A 25,687-nucleotide genomic window follows, 5' to 3' on the forward strand; every position below is an offset into this window, starting at 1 on the left:
GTGTCGGGGCTTCATTACAACCTCATTTGTGCTTTAGGGGCGGAAGTCAAACATCGCCAGGCCGAAGGACCGCCTTGGCGATCGTCTGCAACTGCATGTTGGACGTTCCTTCGTAGATCGCCCCGATTTTGGCATCGCGATAAAACTTTTCGACAGGGTAATCCTTGGTATACCCGTACCCGCCGAAAAGCTCCACGCACAGCGACGTGACCGTCTGGCACACCTGCGACGAGAACAATTTCGCCATCGCGCCCTCGCGGGCGATATCGTGTCCGGCATCCTTGAGGCGGGCCGCGTTGTAGACCATCAGCCGAGCGGCCTCGAGCTCCGTCGCTGCCTGCGCGACCTGGAACTGAACTCCCTGAAATTCGGAGAGTGTCTTACCGAATTGCTTGCGCTCGTTGAGGTACGCGATTGTGGCGTCTATCGCGCCCTGTGCCACTCCGATCATCTGCGCACCGATGCCGATGCGTCCCTCGTTCAGCGTCTCGATCGCGACCTTGTAACCCTGACCCACGGGCCCAAGCACGTTCTCCTCCGGTACCTCGCAGTTGTCGAGGAGCAGCTCGGTCGTGCTGGAAGCGCGAATGCCCAGCTTGTCTTCCTTCTTGCCGACGGCGAATCCGGGAAAGTCACGCTCAACTATAAAAGCCGTAATGCCCTTATAGCCGGCTGACGGATTTGCGTTGGCGAAGATCACGAACACGGCGGCTTCGGCGCCGTTTGTGATCCACAGCTTCTGTCCGTTGAGCAGCCAGCGATCTCCCTCTTTCTCTGCGCGCGCAGCCAATCCGAATGCGTCGGAGCCCGAGCCTGACTCCGAGAGTGCGTAGGCGCCGACGACCTCGGAAGTGAGCATCGGCAGGTACTTCGCCTTTTGCTCGTCGCTGCCGTACCGCGTGATCGGGTAGTTGACGAGTGTGTTCTGAACGTCGCAGACAATCGCGGCGGAAGCATCGACTCTGCTTATCGCCTCGACGGCGAGCGTGACCAAGAACAGCGATCCACCGGCACCGCCGTACTCTTCCGGGACTTCAATCCCCATTAGGCCGAGCTCGAAGTATTTCGGAATGAGATCGGGCGCGATCTTCCCCGCTTTCTCCATCTCCATGACGCGCGGCCGCACTTCATCTTCCGCGAAGGAGTTCACGGCGTCGCGGAACATCTCCTCCTCTTCGGAGAGCGCAGTCAGAGCGGGACGGGTATCCGTATGGGTTTGCATGGCTATCTGAAAGTGACTGTCCCCAAGATAATCAGGGCAGAGCGAGCGAGCCGATGACGAACGTGTCGAGAAATTCCCGCGCCCATGGCGACGAATCGAGCTTGCCGGAGCCGAGCGGATAGGCTGACGAGAGGCCGTCGGTGTTGGCGAGGACGACGAAAGTGAGCCCTCGATCGGGCACCTTCACGATGAGCGACGAGTTTGCGGTCCCGTCGCGGTCCATCGCCATCGAGAAAGCGGCCACGTCCAGCGCCGATGAAGTAAGACCGGCCGCAGCTCCGAATGATGTCGGGTAGCTCGTCGCGGAGTAAGCACGATTCGTGTACGTATATCCGCGAGCCATGTTTGCTTCGAATGTCGTCTTGTTCAGCCCGCTGACGGAGAATGCACCCGACTGAGGGTTCGGAGCCGTGCGATTGAGCCCGAGCCGGTCGATGATTCGTTCCTCTAGCGCTGCCGCAAACGATTTTCCAGCTGCCGATGCGATGACGGTCTCGAGAAGAGCAAAGCGGTCGCCGTTGTAGCTGAACTGTGTTCCGGGCGTGCCCTCGGATGTCATGCTCAACAGATGTCGGACCTTGATGGCGGGATTCGAAAGATTGACTCCGTACTTCGAGGCGGGATCGTCGAGCGACACTTTTCCTTCCTCGACAAGCTGGAGGAGCACTGTCGAAGCGAATGGCTTGGTGAGCGATGCGAGGTGGTACGTCGTCGTATCCGCTGCGGCACGCTGAGTCGCGATATCCGCGGTCCCAAACCCCTTTGACCAGACGATTCGCTGATCCTTCGCGATTACCGCCGTGATCGCCGCGATGTTCGACCCGTCGCGAAGGTTCTCCAACCGTTGCTCGTACTCCGCCATCGAGCTCGGAGGAGTGTTGACGTTTTCGTTTCCGCATGCTGCCGCGGCTGCGAGGAGGATGCAGCAGGTTGCGGCGAAGGAGACCGGAGTTACGCGCATTGCTGTCTTGAGGTCGGGTGCGCTTCGGGGCTTTGACCGTCTGCTACCCCGAAGGCAGGCGTTTGCTACTTGTCCTTGTTCGCCATCATCGCCAGGTAGCGCGGATGACTTCGCAGAGGATCGAAATCCGAATCGTTCTCGATCCACTTCCAATGGCCGAAACCCGCGGCAATTGCGCGCTCGAGGAGAGTGATCGCCTCATCAGCCTCTCCACTGGAAGCATAGATACACGCGACGTTGTAGAGAACCGTTGCATCGCCCGGGCTGATAGCCAGCGCCTGAGCTCCCCACTCCTTTGCGCGCTTTACCTCGCCAAGTCGCGCCAGGGCCGTCCCACCCATGTACAGCGCCCGGGGATCGTCGGGGTTGAGCTCGAGCCGCTTGGTCGCGGCACCGAGCGCCCGCCTGTATGCCCGCTGCGAGTCGGCTGTTCGACCGAGTCTCGCGTAGGCCGCACCGAGGAACTCGGGGACCACGAAGTCTTCGGGCCTCAGCTCGGCCGCGCGCTCCAGGACCTTTATCGCCTTGTCAAATTTTCCCTGCGCGACCAACCCACGGCCGTACATGTACGCCGCATCAAACAGCTGCGGGTTGAGTCCCATCGCTGTCTCGAATTCTGTTTCTGCTTCGGCGTAATTTCCCAGGAGCGAAACGGCAAGACCGCGGGCGACGTGCGCTTCGGCAAGCTGCGGCGCGAGCTCCAGTGCGCGCCGGCTCGCAGTGTCGGCATTGGCGAGGTTCGCTTCCGTCGCGTCGAAATTCGTATAGAGAACCGAGCAGCAGTCGGCTACGCCCGCATAAGCAAGCGCGTATGTCGGGTCGATCTCGATTGCCTTGTTGAACATCTGCCGGGCGAATTCGATACTCTGCTTGCGGAACTGGTGGAAGAACTGCCGTCCGCGCAGGTAGCAGTCGTACGCCTCGACATTCGCTGTCGGAACCTGCTCGATCGCGCGCTTCTCGTCATCGCTCAGAATGACGCGCAGCGCTTTCACGATGTTCTGCGCAATCTCGTCCTGGATCGCGAAGACGTCTTCCATGTCGCGGTCGTAGCGCTGCGACCACAATTGATATCCGTCGACGACGTTCACCAGCTGCGCATTTATGCGAAGCTTGTTGCCCGCCTTGCGCACGCTCCCCTCGAGAACCGTCGCGACGTCGAGCTTCTTGCCCACCTGGCGGATGTCTTCCGTCGTCCCCTTGAACGCGAATGACGACGTGCGAGACGCGACACGCAGCGCCTTGATCGTCGTCAGAGCGTTGATGATCTCCTCCGCCATGCCGTCAGTGAAATACCCGTTCTCCCGCTCTGCGCTCATGTCGGCAAAGGGGAGAACTGCGATGGACTTCACCGCGGCCGCCTGCGGCTTCACGGTAGTCTGCTCCGAAGGTGTGGAAAGCTTTGGCCAGATGAGCGCCTTAGCGAATTCCCCGGAAGTCATGTATCGCTCGGCGGGTTCCTTCGACATCGCTTTCCCGACAGCTTCGTTTATCTCGTCGGGGACAGTCGGCTCGACTGTCCGCAGCGACGGCACCGGATCGGTGAACCGCTTACTCAGCACCGACTGGGCGGTTGAGCCGGTGAAGGCTTTCTTCCCCGAGAGAACCTCGAACAGCATGCATGCGAGGCTGTACTGGTCGCTCCGGCCGTCGATCTCGCCTTCGCCCGCCGCCTGCTCCGGGCTCACGTACGCCGGAGTGCCGACCATCATTCCCGTTTGAGTGAGCGTGTCACCCGCCGCAACGCTCACGGCCTTGGCGATTCCGAAATCCATCACCATCGCTTCGCCTTCGTGAAGCATGATGTTCTCGGGCTTGATGTCACGGTGTACGACGCGCTGGCGGTGCGCGTAGTCGAGCGCGCCTGCAATTCCACGCGCGAGGTATAGGGCCTCGTCGAGTGGAAGCTTTCCCAGACGATTGAGCCGCGAGCGGAGCGACTCACCTTCGACGTACGGCATCACATAGTAGAGGAACCCGCTCGCCTCTCCTGAATCGTGGAGCGGCAGGATGTGCGGGTGATTGAGCCGGGCCGCGACTTTTATCTCACGGAGGAATCGATCGGGCCCAAGCGAGGAGGACAGCTCGGGATGCAGAACTTTGAGCGCGACCGCGCGATCGTGTTTCCGGTCCTGCGCGAGGTACACGGTGGCCATGCCGCCGCGCCCGAGCTCGCGCTCGATGTCGTACTTGTCGGATAGTGCTTTTTCGAGGCGGTCCAGCACGCGGTCGGTACCCTTTTAGCGGGGATTGCAAACCTACAGGTTGGGCTTCAAGCGGGCTACTCCGGAAAGGTAAACCCCAGCCGCGGGCGCATTAAGTTCTTCCAGCCACCCACGGAGCACGCACCCATGGAACAGAAGATCGGCCTCCTCGTCGGCCGGGAATGGTCCTTCCCGCCGGCGTTCACCGGCACGGAGCTGTGAAAGCCGAACTCCGCGCAGAAGTAAGCAATAGTCTTCGGCCTTAACTCGGGATGCACGCGGCTGAACCAGGTGTGCTCGAACGACGTCTCGGCGGCGAACCACCGCATGACCGCGTCGTACCGCTCGAGAAAGTGTGGATCCGTGGCGAGCGCCTCCAGACGCCGCGGACTGATGTTGCGGAGGTTGCAAACCTACAGAATAGGCATCGCCCGGGCTCCTCCGAGCCTGGCGAACCGCTGGTTAGACAAGGACAACCAGTCAGCGCAAATTGAGAGCATGCCTTACGATCCTCAGCGTGCCGCCGGAGCGAGAGGAAAGCTCTCGGAGCTGCAGCAGATTCAGGTCGAGCGGTTGCTCGCAGCGATCTGTAAGCCTCATCCCGATCCGAAGGTCAACGCGATGGTTCGCAAAGGCTATCGCGTCGAGGGCGCAGCGGTTGTTCTCTTTGAGAGTCGTCCCGCCTTTCTCGCTCCGCACGACTGGCAGGACTTGGACGTGGCGAAGTTTCGGTTCAACAAGTCTCGTGGAATCTGGCAGTTGTTCTGTCAGTTTCGCGATTTGCGCTGGCGTGCGTACGAGCCGTTGCCGGAATCACCTGATCTAAGCGAGCTTCTCGCAGAGGTCGAGAAGGATCCGACCGGCATCTTTTGGGGGTGATGTTGTCCCCCTACGCAATTATGGACGCGTCTTTCTGGCGCTGCGATCGAGCCGAGGCACAGGCTTCACCGGTGCGCCGACGTGACCCTTGGCAAAGTTACCCATTGACCGATCCATCCTATCCATCGATCGCCGAGAGATGGAGGCTTTGGCGAGAGCTGCCTGCGCCCATTTGTTAATGCTGAGGCCGTCACGGTCGGCGGCCTGGGCGATTGCTCGATGCACGGCAGGGTCAATACGAAGCACAAACTTCCCGGAAAAGGGTTGTTCAGGTTCATCCCCTTCCTCGCGGCAAAAGGAGAAATACTCCTCCATTGACTTCGCGAATTCGCGCTTCAGCTCGGCCATCGAGCGGCCCTTGAAGTTCACAACGTCGGAGATGTTGAGCACTCGACCGTGAAAGCTCTCGCTGTCTTCGTCCGTCTCGATTCGAGCGACGTACCCTTTGTATTCGAGTGTAGCCATCGTCTGTCTCCGAATTCGCCAGCCGGATGATCGTGACGCCCGATTCGAGCCACTATTGGGCTCAAGACTTCAAACCAGCCCTTTCCAGAAAGTCCCTCAAATCTCTAACCGTGTTTTTGTCTGTATCGCGCTTCGCGTGCGGCCTGTGAAACACGGCGTGGACTCCATTGATCTTCAGTGCTACGCGTGAGCCCTCTCGCTCCCGAACTGTCCCGCCCAACGCGCGAATCAGTGATTCTACGTCCGTCCAGCGGATGTTCTGCGGTACCGGGTTCTTGAAGACCGTCTCGAGTGTTGCGCGCTGTTTCTTGTTCACACGCATGATATCATAATTGATATCGAAACGGGAGGTGTGTGCCGCCAAGTGGTACTGGGTTCTTTTGCCCGAGCTGTGGCCGCAGAAAGTGAGGCCCGGCGAGAACTTGCCGACCGAACTTTGCCCGAGCGTCATCGAACCCTTACGCATGATCGCCTTCGAACGCGCGTCAGCGCCCTTTACACAGTCGCGTCACGATCGTCTCGCAACCTTTTCATTCGCCGACGATTCTCAATCCATGAGCGACAGCGAAATACACTCCGATACTTTTAGGCACGGCAGCGGCTGGTCCCGCGCGATACGGACGACTCGCAAGCTCGATCGCGTCGTCGTTGCCCTGCTCGAAGGGATTCGCGCGGAAACCGTTCAATCGCTCCACCTGAGCAATCTCCGGAGCCTGCTCAGCCGCGGAGCGCAGGCGCCTTTCACGCTCCCGGACTCGCATGGCATGACCAGCCTCGTTCTCAGCTCTTTGCTCACCGGGTTTGCATCAGACGATCAACCTCTGCTCGGCGATGGTCTGTACATCCCCGAGGGTTCTTCGCGCGTACGCTCGGTACCCAGGCTTCTTCACGATGAAGGTTTGTCCACCGCGGTTTACATGGCCGATCCGGCAACTGCAGCGGGGGCGATGAGTGCGTCCCTCAAAAGAGATCTCCGCCTCGACAAGACACACATCACCAGTATCTACTCGGCCCAGATTCTGAGCGAGGCGCTACGTGTGATCACTTCACGCGCGGCCGGCCTGACGCTGCTGCATTTCCCAGAGCCCGCCCTGGCAGGCCGTCGGGCTGGCTGGGATTCGCAACAATACGCGGACGCAGCGCACCGGCTGGATGAGACGGTCGGTTTCCTGTCGCTGCTCGTAGCCGCGAAGAAGGATCCGGGCTCGCTGTTCGTCGTCGTTCTCTACGGCGGTGCGGAATGCGCGAACCGTTCCGAGGGCTACAGGGCCGATCTGGCGAGCAACGAGGGAGAGGTAGTGCTTGTCGGCCCCGGCGTCCATGCGACGCGGCTTCAGCAAGCGCAGCTATGCGACCTCGCCTCGACGATCGTGTGGGCGCTCGGCCTGCCGGTACCGTCGAGCTACGAGGGGCGGGTCGTGACCGAAGCATTCGCGACGACCACTGAGCGCGCGCTCGGCTTTCCCCCGGCGACCCACCCGGCTTTCGCGTCGGTGTAATCCCAAAAAGGGCAGGGCCTTGACGGGCTCATAGGCCGTTTGTAAAATAGGTAACAGAAACGTTACCTTTTTCCAATTATGCCACGCCGAGCCGCAGCATCCGACGTATTTCTCGCAGTTGCCGATCCAACGCGACGGTCGATCCTCGATCGGCTTCGGCGCGGTGATGCGCATGTGAACGAGCTCGTCTCCGGATTTCGTGTGAGCCGTCCGGCAATCTCGCGGCACCTGCGCGTGCTGCGCAAAGCGCGTCTGGTCCGCGAGAGAAGGGAAGGGCGTCAGCGCATCTATCAGCTCGAGCCGGATCGGATCGAGCACGTTGCGCGCTGGGCGGAAGAGTATCGGCAGTTCTGGCAGCAGGGCCTCACCAACCTCAAACGCCATCTCGAGAAAGAGGTGGAGGACGAATCGAAATGACAGCAGTCAACACCGAAACATCGAAGGCCGGCGCGATCTCCGTCTCCGCCGACCCGAAGCAGGGAATCGTCCGCGGAACGGCTGACATCAACGCGTCGCCCGGGCGGGTTTTTCGCGCGCTAACGACGGAAGAGATGGCCGAGTGGTGGGGGCATGAGGGCGTGTACCGCACGCACGATTACGAGATCGATCTGCGTCCGGGAGGCAAGTGGGGCTGCAAGGCAACCGGGGCGGACGGCTCACCGATGAGCGTGGGGGGCGAGTACATCACGGTGGATCCGCCGCGTGTCCTCGAGTACACGTGGAAGCCGAGCTGGGACAATTTCGCGGAGAGTCGCGTTCGGATCGAGATCACGCCAATGGGCGCGGGCTCGCGGTTGAGCATTCTGCACGCGGGGTTCGAGGGTCGCGAGCCAATGACCAAGAGTCACTCCGAGGGCTGGACGCAGGTGTTCGGCTGGTTGGCCGAGTATCTCGCGGGGAAATAGCGCCTGCTTCGCGCGGCAGTCCGTGGTCTAGCGCGCGTATTCGACTCTAAGGGAGGCATAACGATGCAGCCGGATGACGATATCCGGTTGACTTCGTGTCTGAGCGCCAGCGGCTGATCGCGGTGATGTTCACCGAAAAAAGTGGTAGAATCCGTCTGATAAGTGCCCGTCCGGTAACCCGCGCAGAGCGCAGAGCCTATGAAGAAACGTCCCGTTAAATCAAAAGCGGTTCGCGAAGTTGAGGGTGACGACGTACTTCCCGAGTACGATTTCAGCAAAGCCCGCCGAAATCCGTATGCCGCTCGTTATCGTGAGGGCACCAACGTAGTCCTGCTGGACGCCGATGTCGCGAAGGACTTTCCCGATTCCCAATCAGTCAACGAGGCACTGCGCGCCCTGAGCGCGATTATCCAACGGCGTCGCTAAGAGTGGCCCGCCGGCCGCCGCCCCGTCGACTAGCGACGATAGCGAGTCGCGCCTTGCCGTTCTCGCTACGCTATCAATCGACGAGCGCGATGGTGAATCCGTCGTAGCCTTTGCTCCCGACAGTCTGAAGAGTGGTTGCGGTCACGCTCGACTCCAGCGCGAGGTAATCGTTGAGACGACGAACACCCTGCACGCTCGCATCCTCGCTGTCGGCGTTGATCACCGCGCCTTCCCTGATGACGTTGTCCACGATGATGATGCTCCCTGAGCGCGACAGACGCAGCGCCCAGTCGAAGTACTCGGGAATGTTCGGCTTGTCCGCATCGATGAAAGTGAAGTCGAATGGTCCCACGTTCTCCGCCGCAATATCAGGCAGCACATCCAGTGCCTTTCCAAGCCGGACGTCGACCGTCTCGCCAAACCCCGCCGCCTCGATATTCTCTCTCGCAACCTCGGCGTGCTTCGGCTCGGATTCGATCGTGATGATCCGGCCATCGGCGGGAAGCGCTCGAGCGAACCAGATGGTGCTGTATCCGCCGAGCGTGCCGACTTCGAGGATCCTGCGCGCGCCCTGGACGCGCGCGAGCATCATCAGGAATTTCCCCTGAGTTGGCGAAACGCTGATGGCCGGCAACCCGGCGTCGGCGCTCCGGGCAAGCGCCTGATCGAGTGCTTCGTCGGACCGAACGAGCAGCTCGTTCAAGTATGAGTCAACGGCGCTCCACTGCTCGAGGTCCACGTCAGCTCGGCACGCCGGCGAGAGTGTCCCTGAACACCTCGAGCGCCAGCTCCACTTTTCCAAAAGGCGCCGACACCTGAACGCCCTGCACGGACGGTCGAACTCTCTCGAGCATCTCCCGTCCTATTGCGATCCCTTCCTGAACTCCGTGCTCCTTCGACTTGGCCGACGCACGGCGCATACGCTCGATGATGTGATCCGGCACGACGACGCCCGGCACTTCGTTCGCCATGAACTCCGCGTTGCGCAGAGATAGAAGTGGCCAGATGCCTGCAACGATGGGAATCCGGAATCCATCGATGCTCGCCAGGAACCGCTCCAGCTGCTCCACGTCGAACACCGGCTGCGTTATCGCAAACTCGGCCCCTGCGTCAACCTTCCATGCGAAGCGCTTGAGCTCGTGTGCGACGTCAATCGCCCCGGGATTCACGCCGACTCCAATCGTGAAACACGTTGGCGCTCCGATCGCGTTGCCGCCGGGATCGAGGCCGTGGTTGAGCTTGTTGACGAGATTCGTCAAGCCAATCGCGTCGATGTCAAACACAGCAGTCGCATTGGGATATGGTCCCATCTTCGGCGGATCGCCCGTGATCAACAGCATGTTGCGCAGTCCGATCGCTGAGGCTCCGAGCAGGTCGCTGAGCATGCCGAGGAGGTTGCGGTCGCGGCAGCAATAGTGGATGACCGTTTCGATTCCCACCCGCTGCTCGATGAGCAGAGCGGTGAGCAGCGCGCCCATGCGACTCTGCGCGCGCGGACCGTCGGGGACGTTGACGGCGTCCACGCCCGCGGCTTTCAACGCCTGAGTGTCGCGGATCATCTTCGATGCATCGACTCCGCGCGGCGGAACGATTTCAACGGACGTCACGAACTCGCCGCGCGCGATCTTGCCGCCCCACCTGGAGCGTTCGGCAAGCGGTACCGGCTCCACGCCCTTGTCTTCGGGAGGAAGCGACGGCTCGTTCTTGCGCCGCTCGCGTGTCGGAACGCGTGCCTGGCGGGGTGAGAGCGGACGAATCCCTTCGACGATTGCCGCGATGTGCTCGGGTGTCGTCCCGCAGCAGCCGCCGACGATCTTCGCGCCCGCCTGCACGAGATGATGCGCGTAAGTCGCCATGTACTCCGGGCTCGCCATGTACATGCTGCGCCCGCTCACTTCGCGCGGCATTCCTGCGTTCGGCTGCGCGGAGAGCTTCTTCCGCGTGACCTTAACCATTTTCTCGATTGCCTCGAGAATGAGCTGAGGGCCAACCGAGCAGTTGAGTCCGATGACATCCGCGCCGAGTGCGTCGAGGGTGCGCGCGATGTCTTCGACCGAGACGCCGTAAGGGGTGCGACAGTCGGCGGTGATCGTCATCTGCGCAATGACGGGTATCGATGAATCGACTTCGCGCGCGGCGAGGAGTGCCTGCTCGATCTCCTGGATGTCGGCGAATGTCTCGAGGAGAAAAACGTCCGCGCCGCCTTCCTTCAGTCCCGTGATCTGTTCGACGAAGATTTTCCGGGCTTCCTCTAGCGAAGTCGGGCCGTATGGCTCGAGACGAATTCCAAGTGGGCCAACGGCACCGGCGACAAGGACGTTCTCGCCGGCTTCCTCCCGTGCGATCGAGGCTGCGGCGCGATTGATCTCGTGCACCTGCGATTCGAGTCCGTACGGAGTGAGCTTGGTGCGGCTCGCGCCGAACGTATTGGTCTCGATTATCTCCGCGCCGGCGCGCACGTATGCGCGGTGCACTTCGCGGACGAGGTCGGGCGCTCGAAGGTTGAGCTCGTCGTAGCACTGGTTGATGAACACGCCCTTCGCGTAGAGCATCGTTCCAGTCGCGCCGTCGAATACGACTACCTGCTGCGGATCGAGCAGGCGCTGGAGGAGCTGACTCCGGTCCGTCATTTGAGCAGCTCTCGAACGGCTGCGCGCGATATGCCTTGCGTGTCGGCAAGCTGAGGATGCGCCGCGATCGTCTCGGCCAGCGCCACACGTCCCGGCCCGCGTGTTCTCTGGTTGTACCAGACAAACAGGCCGATCGTGGCGTAGGAGATTCCCGGCAGGCCGAATTGGAGCCCGACGCCACTCAGTGCGATGAGTATGGAGACGACACCAGCGGCGACAAAACCGAGGTAGTGGCGGCTCCAGGTGACGGCGTCGTATGCCTCGAGCGGAGTGAGGCGGAGCGAGTCACGGGTGGCGTTTGCGCGCTGGTAGAGCCATGCGAAAAGGAGGAAGATGAGTATCCACCCGACCGCGTAGATGATGAAGAGGTTCGCGAGCTGATCCCACGACGTGACTGCCGAGCCGGCGCGGCGCGTGAAGAGTGAGACGAACGATGTCGCGAGGAATCGCAGCGGCTGGACGTAGAAGAGGACTGTGAAGAGGAGGATTCCGTTGATGAAGATCGACGGCTTGTCCTTGAGCGGGTATCGCCGGAAAAGGATCGTGTGAGCGACCCAGATGTAGAACAGCGCGATGAAGCTGAGCCCAAACGGAATGAATCCGAACAGGTTGGTGATCAGCTCGTCGTAAGAGCGTGGCGGGTCGAGACTGACGACGAGAAGAGTGGCGGCAAACGCGAGCATCCCATCGCTGAACGCCTCGACGCGGGTGATCTCAGTCTCGCGGGCGGGGATTGTAGGTATCAAGTGTCCACCCGAGCCTCGGCGAGAGAAACCTCCCCGCTTGATGCACGATCGAGGGCAGCGGAGCCATCAACAGTCTCGGCGGCTTCCCCCTCAGCAGCACTCCCGCCCTCGCGAGGCGGCCGAGCGGAGTCCGAATCTTCAGCTGCGGGGGTTGCCGCCGAGCCCGCCGCGCCCGCCGACCCCCGCACTGCGAAATAATGCGCTTCCGGGTGGTGAATGATGATGGCCGCGGTGCTTTGCTCGGGTATTAACTGCATCGCTTCAGTTAGATTCATATCTAACGCCTCCTTGGCAGGCAGAAGCTTGAACACCGTTGCATGATCGTCCAGATCCGGACACGCCCCATAGCCCCACGAGTACCGCTTCCCTATGTCGAGCCCAAGCTCCGATTTTATCCGCCGATGCATCCACTCCGCCACCGCCTCGGCCGACTCGACGGAGAGCCCGTGGGAATAGTAAGCCTCCGTGTACTCGTTCGCGCCCTGGAGCTTGTCGAAATGATGGGTCGCTTCGTTCCCGACGGTGACGATCTGGAGCGGGACGACATCCACATCTCCTGAATCGACCGACCGAATATAGTCGGCGAGGCACAGCCGCTCGCGCCCGACCATCCGCGGGAAATGGAAGCGGGCGATCTCGCGGAGCGACGCACCGTCGCTGGAATACGCGGCGGGATCGTAAATGATGACGTCGTTCCCCTGCGACTGCGCCGGGAAGTATCCGTAGACTGCCGCGGGCTTGATCCACCCGTTGGCTTTAGCATCGGCTTTGAGTCGGGCGAGCGCGGGCTCGAACTCGTTCTTGATAGTCGAGTCGTACTGCTCACCCGATCCGCGCGCGCCCCACTGAAGGCGGTAGAGCTCGTCGAGGTCGAGCAGCTCGAACACCTCTTCTATAGGTATGTCGCGCAGCACGCGCGTTCCCCAGAACGGCGGACTCGGCACCGGATTGTTGGCGGCGACGTCGCTCCGCGCACCGGCTTCGTCGCCAACAGCGATGTCCTTGCCGACAGTCGTCCGCAGGAACACGTCATTGCGCGCGTCCGTGAGATTTTTCTCGACGAACACATTGCGCTGCTTGGGATCCTGGAGAATGTCCATCGTCTCCAGTCCCTCGAATGCATCCTTGCAGTAGAAAACGCCCGCGTCGTACGCACGCTCGTCCTCGACGAACAGTGCACGCCGGCCGAATCGCCGATTGATCGCCGCGCCACCGATCAGAACGGGAATCTCCATCCCGCGCTTGTCGAGCTCCTTCACGCAGAGGGGCATCTGCTTCGACGTCGAGACGAGCAACGCGCTCAGCCCAATGGCGTCGGCGCCAACTTCGACAGCCTTGTCGAGAATCGTGTTGACCGGGACTTGTTTGCCGAGGTCGAAGACAGTGTAGCCGTTGTTGGAGAGGATAGTGTTGACGAGTGACTTGCCGATGTCGTGGACGTCGCCATACACCGTCGCGAGGACGACCTTCCCCTTGGTGTAGCCTTCGGCCTTCTCGAGGAATTGCTCGAGATGCTTCACGGCTTTCTTCATCACTTCGGCCGACTGGAGCACGAAGGGAAGGATGAGCTCGCCGGCGCCAAACTTGTCACCGACTTCCTTCATCGCGGGGAGCAGGACTTCGTTGAGAACTCTCACCGGATTTTCCCGTACGCCTGCGGCATCGAGGTGGTCTTCGATTCCTTCCTTCTTGCGGTGGAGGATCATCCAGTGAATGCGCTGATCCGGCGTCATTCCCGCAGTCGGATCTTCCTTTTCGGCCGAGCTCGACGTCTGCTCGCCGCCTGTGTTGGAGAAATATTCGATGAATTTCTGGAGCGCGTCCGGACGCTTGTTGAAGACGAGGTCGTCGGCCATCTCACGCTCTGCGGCGGAGATCTCGGCGTACGGCCGGATGTGCGCAGGATTGACGATTGCGGCATCAAGGCCCGCCGCGACGCAGTGATGCAGGAATACCGAGTTGAGCACCGAGCGGGCCTCGAGCGTAAGCCCGAAGCTCACGTTCGAGACGCCGAGAATGGTCGAAACGCCGGGCAGGTCCCGCTTGATGAGACGAATCCCTTCGATCGTCTCTTTCGCGGACTCGATCCACTCCTCATCGCCCGTCGCCAACGTGAACGTGAGCGCATCGTAGATCAGGTCTTCGGGAGCGAGACCGTACTCATCCACTACTATAGAATAGATCTTCCTGGCGACCTCGAGCTTCCGCTCGCGGGTCTTGGCCATTCCGATCTCGTCGATCGTGAGAGCGATAACAGCCGCGCCGTGCGTCTTGACCAGGGGCACGACCGCGTCAATGCGCACCCGGCCGTTCTCCATGTTGATGGAGTTGACGATACCGCGTCCGGGAATGTGCTCGAGTGCCGCCTGGATGACGTTGGCTTCGGTGGAGTCGATGACGAGCGGAGTCTCTACAGACATCGAGAGCAGCTTGACGACACTCGACATCTGCTCGGCCTCATCGGCCCGTTCGGTGAGAGCGACGCAGACATCGAGGACGTGTGCGCCTGAATCCACCTGATCGCGAGCGACCTCGAGGATTCCCTCGTAGTCGTCGGCGAGAAGCAGTCGCTTCACCTTGCGCGAGCCCTGAGAATTGACGCGCTCGCCGACCAGAAGTGGTGGGGGATCTTGGTGGAGAGTGATCGCGCGCATCGCGGAGCTGACGCGGGGCACGTGACGCGGACGCGGACGCGCAGCTTCGACTGCATGCACCGCTTTCACGACCGCATCGAGATGCTCGGGCGTGGTTCCACAGCAGCCGCCTACGATGCGGACACCGAAGTCTTTCACGAATTCAGCGAGAGCGGCCGCCATGGGCTCCGGCTCGAGCGGATACACAGCTTCGCCGACGCCCGTGTTGAGCGGCAGGCCGGCGTTGGGAATCACAGACAGCGGGAGCGTCGCGTTCTCGGAGAGATAGCGAATCGGCTCGCGCATGTGCTCGGGTCCGGTGGAGCAATTGAGACCGATAACGTCGACGCCGAGCGACTCGAGAGTCGTCATGGCGCTGGCGATATCGGTGCCGAGGAGCATGCGGCCGCTGACGTCGAGCGTGACTTGGGCCTGGAGCGGGATTCGTCGGCCAAGCTCTTTGAAGAGCTGCTCGATGCCGGCGACGGCGGCTTTTACCTCGAGGATGTCCTGCGACGTCTCGATGAGGAGGAGGTCAACGCCTCCTTCTATAAGGTATTGGGCCTGGTCGTGGAAATTCCGCGCGAGCTCGTCGAAGGTGATGTTGCCGAGTGCGGGGTCGGAGCTCGAGGGGAGCATGCCCGTGGGGCCCATCGAGGCGGCCACGAACTTGGGTTTGTCGGGGGTGGAGTATTTATCAGCAGCGGCGCGAGCGATCTGAGCGGCGGCGATGTTGATCTCGCGGACTTTGTCGCCAAGTCCCCATTCGGCGAGCCGTCGTGGTGTCGATTGGAAGGTGCAGGTCTCGACCACATCCACGCCGACCGCGAGAAATGACTCGTGAATCGCCTGAATGACGTCGGGCCGGGTGAGGACGAGGTTGTCGTTGCAGCCTTCTAGGGATTTCCCGCCGAAGTCGTCGGGCGTGAGGTTGAAGCGCTGGATGCTCGTCCCCATGGCGCCGTCGTAGATGAGGACGCGCTTTTCGAGCTCTCGAAGGTAGGGTGAATCGACTTGGGGACGTGCCATGGGTCTTACCGGATACGAAAAAAGCCCGCGAGTAGGCGCCGGGCGAGCGCTTTAGCGGAATGTTTAACGTGGCCGCAAGTTGCCATAAATCGCCACGAACTCTATCGAACTGTGTTGTATTGTATTGACCTTTGCAACCAGCAGCAAGTGGCGCGAGCGTGCTACTAGGACATCCAGGAGGTTAGTGACATCTTGTGCGGCGGTGCAGCCTTCACGCGTCCGCGGTGGCTCCCGCCTCGATGGCAAGCCGGCAACGGGAGCCAATCCCGCTGTAATGCTTGCAGATTCTCTTCCCGAAACTCGGAAAGAGCGGAATCCCGCAAGGTCTAGAAATGGGACACAGACAGATTTCAGACATCTCACACGTAAGCAAAGAATGATAGCTAGAGCAGCAGGCGCTGAGTATCGCAATGCCTCGAACCAGTCCAAACTCACATCAAACGTTGCATGAAATATGGGGGCGTATCCGCCAAGCCGCAGAGATGGAAGCAGGCACATTCGTAGATACCGTGCTACTTTCTGGCGTCCCGCATGTTTTCGGCGACAGTCGAACCGAATACGATGACGTCAGGAGCGAATTGGGGGCGAAATTGGAGATTGCAGAAGCAGACATTCACATGATCGGCTCTGGTAGACTCGGATTCAGTCAAAACCCAGATCACTTGTTGCGCTTGTTTGGGCGCCACAGCGACTTGGATTTTGTAGCCATCTCAAGCTCACTGTTTGACGAGACCGCACTTGAGCTCGTCCAGCGTGCGCAAGAAATCATGATGGTTGGCGACGATGAGAAACGCAAACTCAAAAAGACGCGAGATAATTTGTTCTACGGCCTACTACGCCCCGACCAACTCCCGGTGAGTTGCTCCCTTTCGCAATCGTGGTTCCCTCGACTAGCCGGCCCGTTTCTTCATGAGGTTACGCGACAGTATCCTGTTAAGGCTTGGCTATTCAAGTCACATTCGCACGCACGCCATTTCTATACGGCTCACCAAGCACGCATTCAGCCGGCTATTCAACAGCTCCTTAGCTCCGGCATGGCCTAAAAGGATGTCCATACGCGTAGAGCAGTCAAGTCAAACCATAAGCTGGTTCAAAGATAGACTTGCCGAAGAGCGTCTCGAGTTCAAACCGCCATTTCAGAGAAATCCTGTGTGGTTGGACAAACACAGGGCGTACTTAATCGATACCGCCCTCCGAGGTCTACCGATCCCTGAAGTCTACATTCAGAAAGAGACCGATGAAACAGGCAATACTGTCTACGCGCTGGTCGATGGACAACAGAGAATACGAGCCCTCATCGATTTCACGCGGGGGGAGGTGGAATTGATGGAGGGGTTCACGCCAGGGCGCGGAGGAGACACATGGGATGATCTCACAGCCGATGAAAAGAAAGCCTTCTGGAATTATCGTCTTGTAGTCCGAGAGATTGAGGGAGCAAGTGAGGCTGACTTGCGTGATTTGTTCCAGAGACTTAATCAAAATACGGTAACGCTAAATGCCCAAGAGCTTCGAAACGCTAGGTACAAAGGGGATTTTATACGGACTGTCACCGACTTGGCTGATCAACGATTCTGGGCCGAACAGGGAATTGTGACCGCGACCGAAATTCGGCGAATGGTGGACATCGAGTTCATGGCAGAGTTGCTCGTCGGACTAATGCACGGACCGCAAAATAAGAAGGCCTCTCTCGACGGAATGTTTGCATCCTACGAGGCAAAAGTACCGGACAAGCAGGTTTGGCTTAAAGAGTTTGAAGCTGCGCGAGCATTAACTGAATTGCTCGTCCCTGATCTACGCGCATCTCGTTGGCGCGGTAAGAGCGACTACTATTCACTCTTCCTTGCATCGGCTGAGATCAACTCGACTGGAGGACTACTTGCTCGTAAACTTAAGAAGGCTCAGGTAGCACTCGGCAATTTCGAGAAACAGGTAACTGCTCGGTTATCCAAAGACGGCAGTTCGCGGAAGGTGCCTAGAAATGTCCGGCGTTATGTGACTGCAGTTGAGAAGGCAGCCTCGGACAAGGATAGGCGGGAAACCCGACACCGCGTTTTGGTCGATTTGCTGGGTCAATTCCAGGAAGGACAAGCCTAGAATGGCCATGGCGTTGGATCCACGATCAGGTCGGTGTCAGAGATCCTTGATCGAGAATCGGATATCGTTAGCTAGTCCACGGCTTTGTGGCGCGCCTATTAGAACCCTCTATCGCACCGACGAGCTAAGCAACATCGCGATCTGTTGACCGCGGCTTTACGGTTTCATACCTCATGGACAAAGTTCGAGCCGCATGACGGGCCAAGTGGGATAATACACCCTACAGATCGAAGGCAGTTTCACCGACAAGCTTGGGAGATCGAGGGTGAGTTGGCTCGCATTTACTGGTCTCATGGCTTTGGCCCTCGCGTGGCCGGTCACCTGTTTGCGACAGGTGGGAAGCCCTCCCCGATTAGAGCGATAATGGCCTAGACTATCGGCGTCCTCGGCAACGTGACCTTAGCCCAGGATCACGCTCTCGCGGCAACTGAATAGATAACAGAGCATATGATAGAGGCAGCGTAAACCACTCTTGGAAGAGCGTAACAATGTGTCGAATGATCGTCAGTATCGGCCGCGCAAAAGTTTCCGACGTTGTCGCAGCAGCGCGATTGATGGGCGCAGGGCTGACAGCTCGTCACGAGTACGCTCAAGTTGGCCCCACTGGTGCTCCTGGTGGGATTACGCATTTAGACGGCTGGGGACTCGTCTTCGCCGCGGACGATGGAACACTCCGATGCTATCGCTCCGCGACTGGAATCACGGCAGACGATGCGGTAGAGGCTTTCCCTGAAGAAACGAGTGATGTTATTGTCGCGCACGTTCGAAATGCGACGAATCCTGATCAAATCGGCATGCGCTTTGTTCATCCGATTGAGTTCGAGATCAGCGGCAATCCCGCGTTCTTTTTTCACAACGGATTCGCACCTGATATCCTTGGTAGTGCCTGTGGAAGTTCGGATTGGGATAGCCTTAATCTGCTAGAATGGCTCAAGCCAGCGATCGAGGCCGACGACACAACAGATGCTCTTGAGCGTCGCCTCGGCTTACTCCCTCCCACTACGACATCGGCCAATTTTGTTCTGGTTCAGTCAGGCCGTCTAATTATTTGCAACTGGTTCGACTCTTCCACAAGAACTCCGGAATACTACACGATGCACCGCTGCGATGGGCCTAACCGCATCGTAATTAGCTCCGAGCCGATTCCCGACATCGAGGATGTCGGGACCTGGCAGCCCCTAGGAAATCGAACACTGCTTGAGATTCCCTTTGCGACCTTTGGGGATCATGAACAATTAAGACCACATTACTAGTGGCTTGTCGGGGGACCGGAATCCCAAGAAGAAGCCGCAGGTTGAGCGCGGTTCTGAGCTTCCATGAATAGCGTGAAGCTCGCTGTTTCGAAATACTATGACATCGCCTGTCGTAGGTTTGATCGTCCAATCCGGCAGTCCAATCTGGGCACGGTTCACGCCGTAGGAAAGCTTTGGTTCGGAATTGCGCATTGAGTCATATTCCGCAGCGGAAAGTCGCCGTCGCCAGCCTTCGAGCTCTCCTCCGGAGTTAGGCGTTTCAACGTAAAGATTTACTCCCAGCTGTACCGACACTTCAGCCGCGACGGCGTGTCCCGGTAGCTCTTTGGCGATATTGTCGTCGTGAGGCTCCGCACCTCCGCCAACGATTCGGCGGCCCACAAACCGGTGCAGCAGTAAACCGTCAAATGTCAGGGTCTCGACGCCCGCTGGCCAAGAAGCGGCAATTTGTCCATAAAGCCGGGCGATTACGGGACTGCTCAATAGGAATTCCTCAAGCACATCCTTTTCGGAGTACAGCTCGCGGACCCGGCCGGTCTTTCTTATGTCGCTGAACGAGCTCCCGACTCTAGTGATGCCTGCCGCCGTGGAAAAATCGACGGAGCGTGGATGAGATACGAGTAGGGCTGCGAGCGTCTCACATTCCGCAGGAGTAGCGAATTGCGCAAGCCGTATCGCATCCGTTTCACCTGTCAGCAATCCCGACCAGTCTGCATAGGATGTAAGGACTGAACCAATACTAGTAGCCACTGCTATTCCTCTCTCGACGTTGACGCGCGCGACACTAGGTTTCTTGAAACAAACATGATTAACGCTCATCCCTGGGGCAAATACGATTTGTTCTTACTCGGTAAACTCCTTCGCGAGAAGGCGAACTACATCGGTGAGGCTTTCGTTGCGGCGATATTCCACCGTTTGGCGATTCGAACTTGTTCCTTTATCCAATATTGTTAAAATATGGTGCGCCTCACTACGTGACCCGAGGTCGTCGAGTACGTCGTCGACAAAGTCCAGCAGCTCGAGAGCTGCGTATCGGCAAGTGACTTCGCGCTCCGTCCGTTCATCAATAAAACGTGCCCGCCTGCCGTATCTAGCCGCCCGCCACTTATTCTCTTCGATGATTGGCTTCCATTGAATGCGCAGGGTTTGACCATCGTGGAGCAATCGAGCCAGTTTTGCCACTACAGCCTGACACAAAGCGGCGATACAAACGGTGTCGACGATTCTGGAGCAGGCGTCGCAGATGCGGAATTCGATTGTCGGATACTTGGGATGCAAACGAACGTCCCACCAAATCTTTGTAGGATCATTGGATCCCTTGCTATCAAACGACCGCGTGGTGGCCAGAAGATTTACGTAGCGTTCAAAGGCATGGTTGTTCGGAAACACTGGGGGAATGCCGGTGCGTGGAAGTACAGCGAACACTGAACTGCGATAGGATTGAAATCCCGTGTCTCGGCCTTCCCAATACGGTGAGCTGGAACTTACTGCGAGAAGAAGTGGGATTATTTGACGAGCGGAATTCATGATCTGAATCCGAAGCTCCGGATCGTCCACTCCAATGTGAACGTGTAGCCCAAATGTCACCAACCGGCGGACGGCATCTTGCATATCGTGCACGAACAGATCCGTTCTGGGAGTATGATGGGGCTGTTGAGCATTCCATGTGGAGAACGGATGTGTTGCCGCAGAAACAACCGCTAGGTTTTTAGGCAGTGCGCTCTGAAGCTGCTCCCTCAACCTGCGAAGATCATTCGCGAGCGCTGGAATATCGCCTAGTGGATCTGTCTTCATTTCTACCTGAGATTGATACACTTCACGGCTGAAATGCTTGGCATCATCAGCGCGTCGGAGCACCTCGTCGGCCTTGGGGCTCAGCGCCCAGTTTTTTCTTGAAACAATCTGGTATTCCTCTTCAACCCCGATGGTCAGTGGAACCGAATGCCAGTACCGACGCTTTGCGGCCATATATGGAAGTGTGCTACGCTCACGTATCATGACAAAAACATCGTCCTGCTGGAAAAGCAGTTCTAACAGCTCTTGTGTGAACAAATCTCGATACATCTCGACTGAGACATCTTGCCCGCGCCGTTCCATACGTATGTAGGTACTAATTTCAATCAGGTTGGAGCGGAGAAGATTGTTGTCTCTGGGTGACAAGTAGGCGCCGTGATTGTCGATTGTGCGCTCTATCCATACTCGATATTCTTCAGCGACCCCGTTTGCTTTTAGTGCATCTTTACCGGGGAGCAACGCTCGCACACTCCGGTCAGAGCCGGGCTTTCCAGGCTCGGGCTTAACCAGCTCAATTTTCTTGAGGAGGCTGCACGAGAATGCGTGTATTTCACGATGCTTGGTTTCGCTAAGGGCGTCAGGAGAGCGAGGCTCGTGATCGGGCGACGTAATTGCGCGCATCGGCTCAGGAGGTAAACGGGGTGCTTTCTTCACTCGCAGTTTAGAACTAGAGCTCAGTCCCGGGCGGGCTAGCTATTGGACGGTGCGCGGGAACGAATAAGACACTCGTGTGACCCCCTTCTTTGCTCGGACCTTTTCAATCCGCATGCCGGCGAGTTTCCCAAGTGTGAGGACGTGAGTGCCGCCACATGGTTGAGCGAAACCGTCGATTATTACTATCCGGCTGGGTTTGTCCATCGGAACATTTGCAGGCACGTTTCGACAAAGACTTTGGAGTTCGTCTGGGCGAACGATGCGGGCAACGACCGGCAGATCGAGAGCGATCAGCCTGTCAACCTCTGTTTGTAGCTGGGCAGTGAGTGTGTCGCGCTCGTTTTCTGGAACGATGCCATCAAACTCAACGTATGGACCGTCTGGAAAGTGATACCCTTTAGTCGCCACGAAAGGTTGATCTGCGTTGGCCATCGCATTGAGGATGAGATGGCCACCTGACTGCAGTCGCGAATTCTCTTCGCGACGCGCCGGGTCCACATTCAGCATAACGGAAAGCCCTGCAGTCGGTTCTCCTTGTACAATATTCCCGATATGCTGCACTTGCCCATCTGCGTAGCGGACTTGACGGACGGCGAATCGGAAATCGTTGGCCGTGATAAAACCGGTATCCGACGGCTGACCCCCTCCCTGAGGATAGAAGATCGTGCGATCGAGCACCAGCCACGTACCTGTGGCATCAATTTGAACTGCTTCAATCGTCGCAGACGTTGAATAGTTAAACATCTCCTCCAAGTAAACGAGCGAGGTATTCGACATAACAGTGCGGGTCGTGAGGAAGGTGGTCAGGCCGTCGAACGCGGCTATCGGCGAGGACCGGGAGGCATTTCGCAGTAAGCGAGCGTCTGTGACCAGCGGGTCAACTATAGCTGGTTGTTAGGCCGCCGTCAAAACTATTGGCAATGCGACGTTGTAAGCCGCTGCGTAATGCACCTTAGGACAGAGTTTCTACTCTTGCGCGGGCTTCTGACTCCCAACAGCTTGGGCGCTCAATACCTAGTTAAAAAAACTCTTAAATGGAGAGCTAGGTGGGAGTCGGCGAAACGGCTAACGTTCTTGATTTTGCGATCATAGGTGCCGGGTGCGCAGGCAGTTATGCGGCTTGGAGATTGGCTAACGCCCCTGAGAGTGAACTCACGGAGCACCTCGGCGGGGAGTCACGTGCTGCATCAATTCGGCTCTTCGAGTCAAGCGGCCGGGTTGGCGGTCGGCTCTTGACGATAAAGGTCCCCGGCAGCTCGCACTTGGCTGAGTTGGGCGGAATGCGGTTTACTAGCAATCAATTGTTGTTTCGTGGTCTGATACAAAAGATTGGTGAGCGCGAACGCTCCTTCGATTTTGAGACGTCGTTCATGTATCTACGCGGGCGTCGCCTTCCTTCATCTATCATGTCAAGCGGCGTGTGCGAAGCATGCAAGGGTCCGACGGGTTTTCCATATCTCTTATCAGACGGCGAGCCCTATGATCCGATCCGACTCGCCAAACTCGCAATTCTGTCGGGCTTGCTGGACATCACTTTCGACCACCCTAGCGGAGCTGTGACAAAAGCGAATCAGGAATCAGCGCGTGAGAAACTCCGCTCGTTGAGTTCTGCCGACGGGGATCGTGACCTGAGATTGGACCGATTAAACCGCCTCTTCTTGTCAGCCCGCGAATGGGCTGCAGTGAAGCGTACCGGGAGAATTGATAACAAACCCCTGTATGAGCTCGGCTTCTGGAACTTACTCCAGAAATACCTGAGCAACGAAGGATTTCTCTTAGTACATGACGCCCTTGGATACGAATCCATTCTTGCAAATTGGAATGCGGCGGACGCGATTCCCTGGTTCTTGTCAGATTTCGGGGTGGATTATCTAACGGTCGATAGCGGAATGGCTCGTATTCCAAGAGCGCTTGTCGCGTCATTCAGCGGGGAAAGCGGCGATGCATTTTGCGATCGCCACTCGCTTAAGACGGTTGAGCGAGTGTCTGCAGATGACCGGCCCGCGCTACAGCTCTCGTTTGATTCGGGGCAGTCCGTGGTTGCTAGAAACGTTATTCTGGCTTTGCCAAAGTACGCTTTGAAACAGTTAGAGTTTAAGATCACGTCGAATAGTTCCATGGCGGCGTTTCACGAGCGCTTGGAAGACGTGACTGCGCACCCCCTTTTTAAATTGTTTTTGGGATATGAGAGGGCATGGTGGGAGCGAGCAGAAGCATTAGGCAAGCCGTCAGGCCGCACAACTACGGATCTTCCGATCCGTCAAGTTTACTACTTCGAACGCCCTCCCGAGCAACCTTCGGTTCGCAGGATTGTGATGGCGAGCTATAGCGATGAGCACTACGTTGATTTTTGGAGGCCATTGCACAAACGTGCTTCCAAGCCGATCTATCGGTCGGTCGATAATCTGTCTGCAGATGAAGAAGACAACTTGGAGGCGTTTGGCGCGTCACATGCCATGGCCGAGAGCGCACATCGACAGATCGCCCAGCTAAGTCCCGCGGTTCAAGATATTCCGGAGCCGTATGTTGCACTCGTAAAAGATTGGACTGAAGCTCCATTCGGGGGCGGCTGGCACTCCTGGAATGTTCATGTCAAATCTTGGGAGTCCATAGAAGCACTCGTTCAGCCCTTCGGTGATGTCAACTTGTTCGTGTGCGGTGAGGCATATTCGTCCGAGCAGGGCTGGGTTGAGGGCGCGCTCAAGTCCGCTGAGCTGGTATTAGACAAACTGGGCATCTCTCCACCGGCTTGGATCGATCAGGCTGAGTACTCTCGCCTTCATTGCATTGACTACCGCGACTACATCCGAGATTGATGTTTTTGTTCTTGGATTCAGGCTAAAACACCCTTCCCGATCGGCGCATAAGTCCTTGTTCCGTAACAGTTTAGATGATAGACCTTGATCCGGGAGCGGAAGTTGCTAAGAGAACGACAGACGTCCCAGCAAGAAATTAGGCGTTGCGCACGGCGCACAGTCTCGTTGATTAAGGGCGCCGCAGTTTGACGGTAGCGGAACCAAGGGGTTGAACCGACTGTCGAATAACCACCCCTCTTATTGGAGAAAGAAAGATGGCAACCAAGAAACCCAACGCAACGAAAGCCCGTCCGAGCGGGGATGTAACGTCCAACCGGAGTCGCGATATTTTTGAACGCAATCTTGCTGAGCTGGAAAGAAAGGAGCGCGAATGGATCAGAGAAATCGCGGAAAAGAATCGAGAGCAGCTGCTGACGCACTCTAATGGACACTTCAGATAAGGTTTTCCAAGCATTGAGAGAGACATGACTGTCTCTCTTCTTTTTATGGCGAGCCCGACAACCGCCGAGGGTTCGGCCGAACCTCACCGCAACCGGAACGCGAGCGCCTGGCCGTTACCAAGTACTCTGTGAGAAGGGGTGGGGACCGCGTTCGGCACTACACCCGCAAGTGGAACGACTGCCCATCGCAGGCCAGACTGTTATTTCTACGGAAAGTGTAGCACCGCCTCATCCGAGCCTACCTCAAACGTTGAGGCTCGAGTGGGAGCCTTGCCGAGGTCATGTCGGAGCGCGACTATAGCTTTCTGCTCGACGCGAACCGATGACCGGCATCCCCTTCTTCGATCACCCGATCCTGAACTCGCCCTACGAGTACCCAGCTCGTCACTGGGAACTCGACGAGCACGGACAACCGACCCAGCAAATCATCGAAAATCGGCGGAAAGCGGAATTCATCACTCCGATCCCGAAGCCGAAACGACGCAGGGAATCAGCAGGCGAACAGCACAAGCTCATCTTCGACGAGGGCGCAGGCGTCTCCACCTCGGCCCAGGAATACGATCCCACACCGATCATCAACGAGCTCCGCCACAGAGTCGATCAATGGCGAGCCATCCCAAATGCGAACAGCTGGGGAGTAACACCGGAAACCGCCCGTCTCCTCAAGCATTGGCGGGAGCACAACTTCACCGGCGTCCGACCCTTCTTTGCCCAGATCGAAGCAGCCGAAGTCGCGATCTGGCTCACCGAAGTCGCGCCAAACGATCGCGAAGGCAAGCGCTTCCTCGAGCACCTGAAGAACGCGAACAACGACGCGAATCCGGAGCTCTCTCGGCTTGCACTAAAACTTGCAACCGGCGCCGGCAAAACGACTGTCATGGCGATGCTCATCGCATGGCAAACGATCAACACGGTGCGTCACCCCGGAAGCAAGCGATTCACACGCGGATTCCTCGTCGTCACGCCCGGAATAACGGATCAAGGATCGCCTTCGCGTCCTGCAAGCAAACGATCCGGACGCTTACTACGCTGATCGT

General features: G+C 58.3%; 23 protein-coding genes and 1 riboswitch. Of the genes, 10 read left to right on the forward strand and 13 right to left on the reverse strand.

The window, feature by feature from the left end; genetic code table 11:
- Nucleotides 1-46: 46 nt before the first annotated feature.
- The 4 genes from VES88_11300 to VES88_11315 form a co-directional block, all read right to left on the reverse strand.
- A complete protein-coding gene (locus VES88_11300; GenBank protein HYN82080.1) occupies nucleotides 47-1,222 on the reverse strand; it encodes an acyl-CoA dehydrogenase in 1,176 nt (391 codons plus the stop codon).
- Between the two features lie 31 nt (nucleotides 1,223-1,253).
- Entirely contained in the window at nucleotides 1,254-2,183 is a 930-nt protein-coding gene (locus tag VES88_11305) for a serine hydrolase domain-containing protein (protein HYN82081.1), read from the reverse strand.
- A gap of 65 nt (nucleotides 2,184-2,248) precedes the next feature.
- On the reverse strand, nucleotides 2,249-4,408 hold the full coding sequence (locus VES88_11310) for a protein kinase (protein HYN82082.1): 2,160 nt from the start codon (nucleotides 4,406-4,408) through the stop codon (nucleotides 2,249-2,251).
- 56 nt (nucleotides 4,409-4,464) lie between these two features.
- Nucleotides 4,465-4,782, reverse strand: a complete 318-nt coding sequence (locus VES88_11315; GenBank protein HYN82083.1) for a DUF3417 domain-containing protein — start codon at nucleotides 4,780-4,782, stop codon at nucleotides 4,465-4,467.
- A gap of 103 nt (nucleotides 4,783-4,885) precedes the next feature.
- On the opposite strand from VES88_11315, the gene VES88_11320 reads away from it, so the two are divergent.
- Entirely contained in the window at nucleotides 4,886-5,266 is a 381-nt protein-coding gene (locus VES88_11320) for a DUF3024 domain-containing protein (GenBank protein HYN82084.1), read from the forward strand.
- 18 nt (nucleotides 5,267-5,284) lie between these two features.
- On the opposite strand, the gene VES88_11325 is transcribed toward VES88_11320, so the two are convergent.
- A complete protein-coding gene (locus tag VES88_11325) occupies nucleotides 5,285-5,731 on the reverse strand; it encodes a type II toxin-antitoxin system HicB family antitoxin (protein HYN82085.1) in 447 nt (148 codons plus the stop codon).
- A gap of 61 nt (nucleotides 5,732-5,792) precedes the next feature.
- Entirely contained in the window at nucleotides 5,793-6,047 is a 255-nt protein-coding gene (locus tag VES88_11330; GenBank protein HYN82086.1) for a type II toxin-antitoxin system HicA family toxin, read from the reverse strand.
- A 238-nt stretch (nucleotides 6,048-6,285) separates the two neighbouring features.
- On the opposite strand from VES88_11330, the gene VES88_11335 reads away from it, so the two are divergent.
- From VES88_11335 to VES88_11345, 3 genes are all read left to right on the forward strand, one after another.
- Nucleotides 6,286-7,230, forward strand: a complete 945-nt coding sequence (locus tag VES88_11335) for an alkaline phosphatase family protein (GenBank protein ID HYN82087.1) — start codon at nucleotides 6,286-6,288, stop codon at nucleotides 7,228-7,230.
- Between the two features lie 78 nt (nucleotides 7,231-7,308).
- Nucleotides 7,309-7,647 carry a metalloregulator ArsR/SmtB family transcription factor gene (locus tag VES88_11340; GenBank protein ID HYN82088.1) on the forward strand — a complete coding sequence of 113 codons (339 nt, stop codon included), beginning with the start codon at nucleotides 7,309-7,311 and terminating at the stop codon, nucleotides 7,645-7,647.
- Nucleotides 7,644-8,135 (forward strand): SRPBCC domain-containing protein, encoded by a 492-nt coding sequence (locus tag VES88_11345; GenBank protein HYN82089.1) that lies wholly within the window; start codon nucleotides 7,644-7,646, stop codon nucleotides 8,133-8,135. The genes VES88_11340 and VES88_11345 overlap by 4 nt, the downstream gene beginning before the upstream one ends.
- A 219-nt stretch (nucleotides 8,136-8,354) precedes the next feature.
- Here VES88_11345 and VES88_11350 read toward each other — a convergent pair whose 3' ends face one another.
- The 5 genes from VES88_11350 to metH all read right to left on the reverse strand — a co-directional run bounded on the left by VES88_11350 (nucleotide 8,355) and on the right by metH (nucleotide 15,599).
- Nucleotides 8,355-8,507 (reverse strand): hypothetical protein, encoded by a 153-nt coding sequence (locus VES88_11350; protein ID HYN82090.1) that lies wholly within the window; start codon nucleotides 8,505-8,507, stop codon nucleotides 8,355-8,357.
- Nucleotides 8,508-8,634: 127 nt separating this feature from the next.
- Entirely contained in the window at nucleotides 8,635-9,300 is a 666-nt protein-coding gene (locus tag VES88_11355) for an O-methyltransferase (GenBank protein ID HYN82091.1), read from the reverse strand.
- Between the two features lies 1 nt (nucleotide 9,301).
- Nucleotides 9,302-11,191, reverse strand: coding sequence for a bifunctional homocysteine S-methyltransferase/methylenetetrahydrofolate reductase (locus VES88_11360; GenBank protein ID HYN82092.1), 1,890 nt, complete (start codon nucleotides 11,189-11,191; stop codon nucleotides 9,302-9,304).
- A complete protein-coding gene (locus VES88_11365; protein HYN82093.1) occupies nucleotides 11,188-11,937 on the reverse strand; it encodes a TMEM175 family protein in 750 nt (249 codons plus the stop codon). The genes VES88_11360 and VES88_11365 overlap by 4 nt, the downstream gene beginning before the upstream one ends.
- The gene (gene metH / locus VES88_11370) at nucleotides 11,934-15,599 is read right to left on the reverse strand and encodes a methionine synthase (protein HYN82094.1); all 3,666 of its coding nucleotides are present in this window, start codon (nucleotides 15,597-15,599) and stop codon (nucleotides 11,934-11,936) included. The genes VES88_11365 and metH overlap by 4 nt, the downstream gene beginning before the upstream one ends.
- Before the next feature lie 30 nt (nucleotides 15,600-15,629).
- Nucleotides 15,630-15,705: riboswitch (SAM riboswitch) on the reverse strand.
- A 337-nt stretch (nucleotides 15,706-16,042) separates the two neighbouring features.
- Between metH and VES88_11375 the strand changes: the two genes are divergently transcribed.
- From VES88_11375 to VES88_11385, 3 genes are all read left to right on the forward strand, one after another.
- Nucleotides 16,043-16,642, forward strand: a complete 600-nt coding sequence (locus VES88_11375) for a hypothetical protein (protein HYN82095.1) — start codon at nucleotides 16,043-16,045, stop codon at nucleotides 16,640-16,642.
- A gap of 4 nt (nucleotides 16,643-16,646) precedes the next feature.
- Nucleotides 16,647-17,693: a DUF262 domain-containing protein gene (locus tag VES88_11380; GenBank protein HYN82096.1), complete on the forward strand. Its 1,047-nt coding sequence runs from the start codon at nucleotides 16,647-16,649 to the stop codon at nucleotides 17,691-17,693.
- 497 nt (nucleotides 17,694-18,190) lie between these two features.
- Nucleotides 18,191-18,946 carry a hypothetical protein gene (locus tag VES88_11385; protein HYN82097.1) on the forward strand — a complete coding sequence of 252 codons (756 nt, stop codon included), beginning with the start codon at nucleotides 18,191-18,193 and terminating at the stop codon, nucleotides 18,944-18,946.
- A gap of 843 nt (nucleotides 18,947-19,789) precedes the next feature.
- Here the strand turns inward: VES88_11385 and VES88_11390 are convergent.
- Both VES88_11390 and VES88_11395 read right to left on the reverse strand, forming a co-directional pair.
- A complete protein-coding gene (locus tag VES88_11390; GenBank protein ID HYN82098.1) occupies nucleotides 19,790-21,361 on the reverse strand; it encodes a carboxylate-amine ligase in 1,572 nt (523 codons plus the stop codon).
- Between the two features lie 72 nt (nucleotides 21,362-21,433).
- Complete coding sequence (locus VES88_11395) at nucleotides 21,434-22,138, reverse strand: alanine--tRNA ligase-related protein (GenBank protein HYN82099.1); 705 nt, start codon at nucleotides 22,136-22,138, stop codon at nucleotides 21,434-21,436.
- Nucleotides 22,139-22,440: 302 nt separating this feature from the next.
- Between VES88_11395 and VES88_11400 the strand changes: the two genes are divergently transcribed.
- The 3 genes from VES88_11400 (at nucleotide 22,441) to VES88_11410 (ending at nucleotide 25,683) form a co-directional block, all read left to right on the forward strand.
- The gene (locus VES88_11400; protein HYN82100.1) at nucleotides 22,441-24,210 is read left to right on the forward strand and encodes an FAD-dependent oxidoreductase; all 1,770 of its coding nucleotides are present in this window, start codon (nucleotides 22,441-22,443) and stop codon (nucleotides 24,208-24,210) included.
- A gap of 254 nt (nucleotides 24,211-24,464) precedes the next feature.
- Nucleotides 24,465-24,650 carry a hypothetical protein gene (locus VES88_11405; GenBank protein HYN82101.1) on the forward strand — a complete coding sequence of 62 codons (186 nt, stop codon included), beginning with the start codon at nucleotides 24,465-24,467 and terminating at the stop codon, nucleotides 24,648-24,650.
- 322 nt (nucleotides 24,651-24,972) lie between these two features.
- On the forward strand, nucleotides 24,973-25,683 hold the full coding sequence (locus VES88_11410; GenBank protein ID HYN82102.1) for a hypothetical protein: 711 nt from the start codon (nucleotides 24,973-24,975) through the stop codon (nucleotides 25,681-25,683).
- The last annotated feature ends 4 nt before the right edge of the window (nucleotides 25,684-25,687 follow it).

This window comes from Gemmatimonadaceae bacterium (assembly GCA_035633115.1).
GTDB lineage: Bacteria > Gemmatimonadota > Gemmatimonadetes > Gemmatimonadales > Gemmatimonadaceae > UBA4720.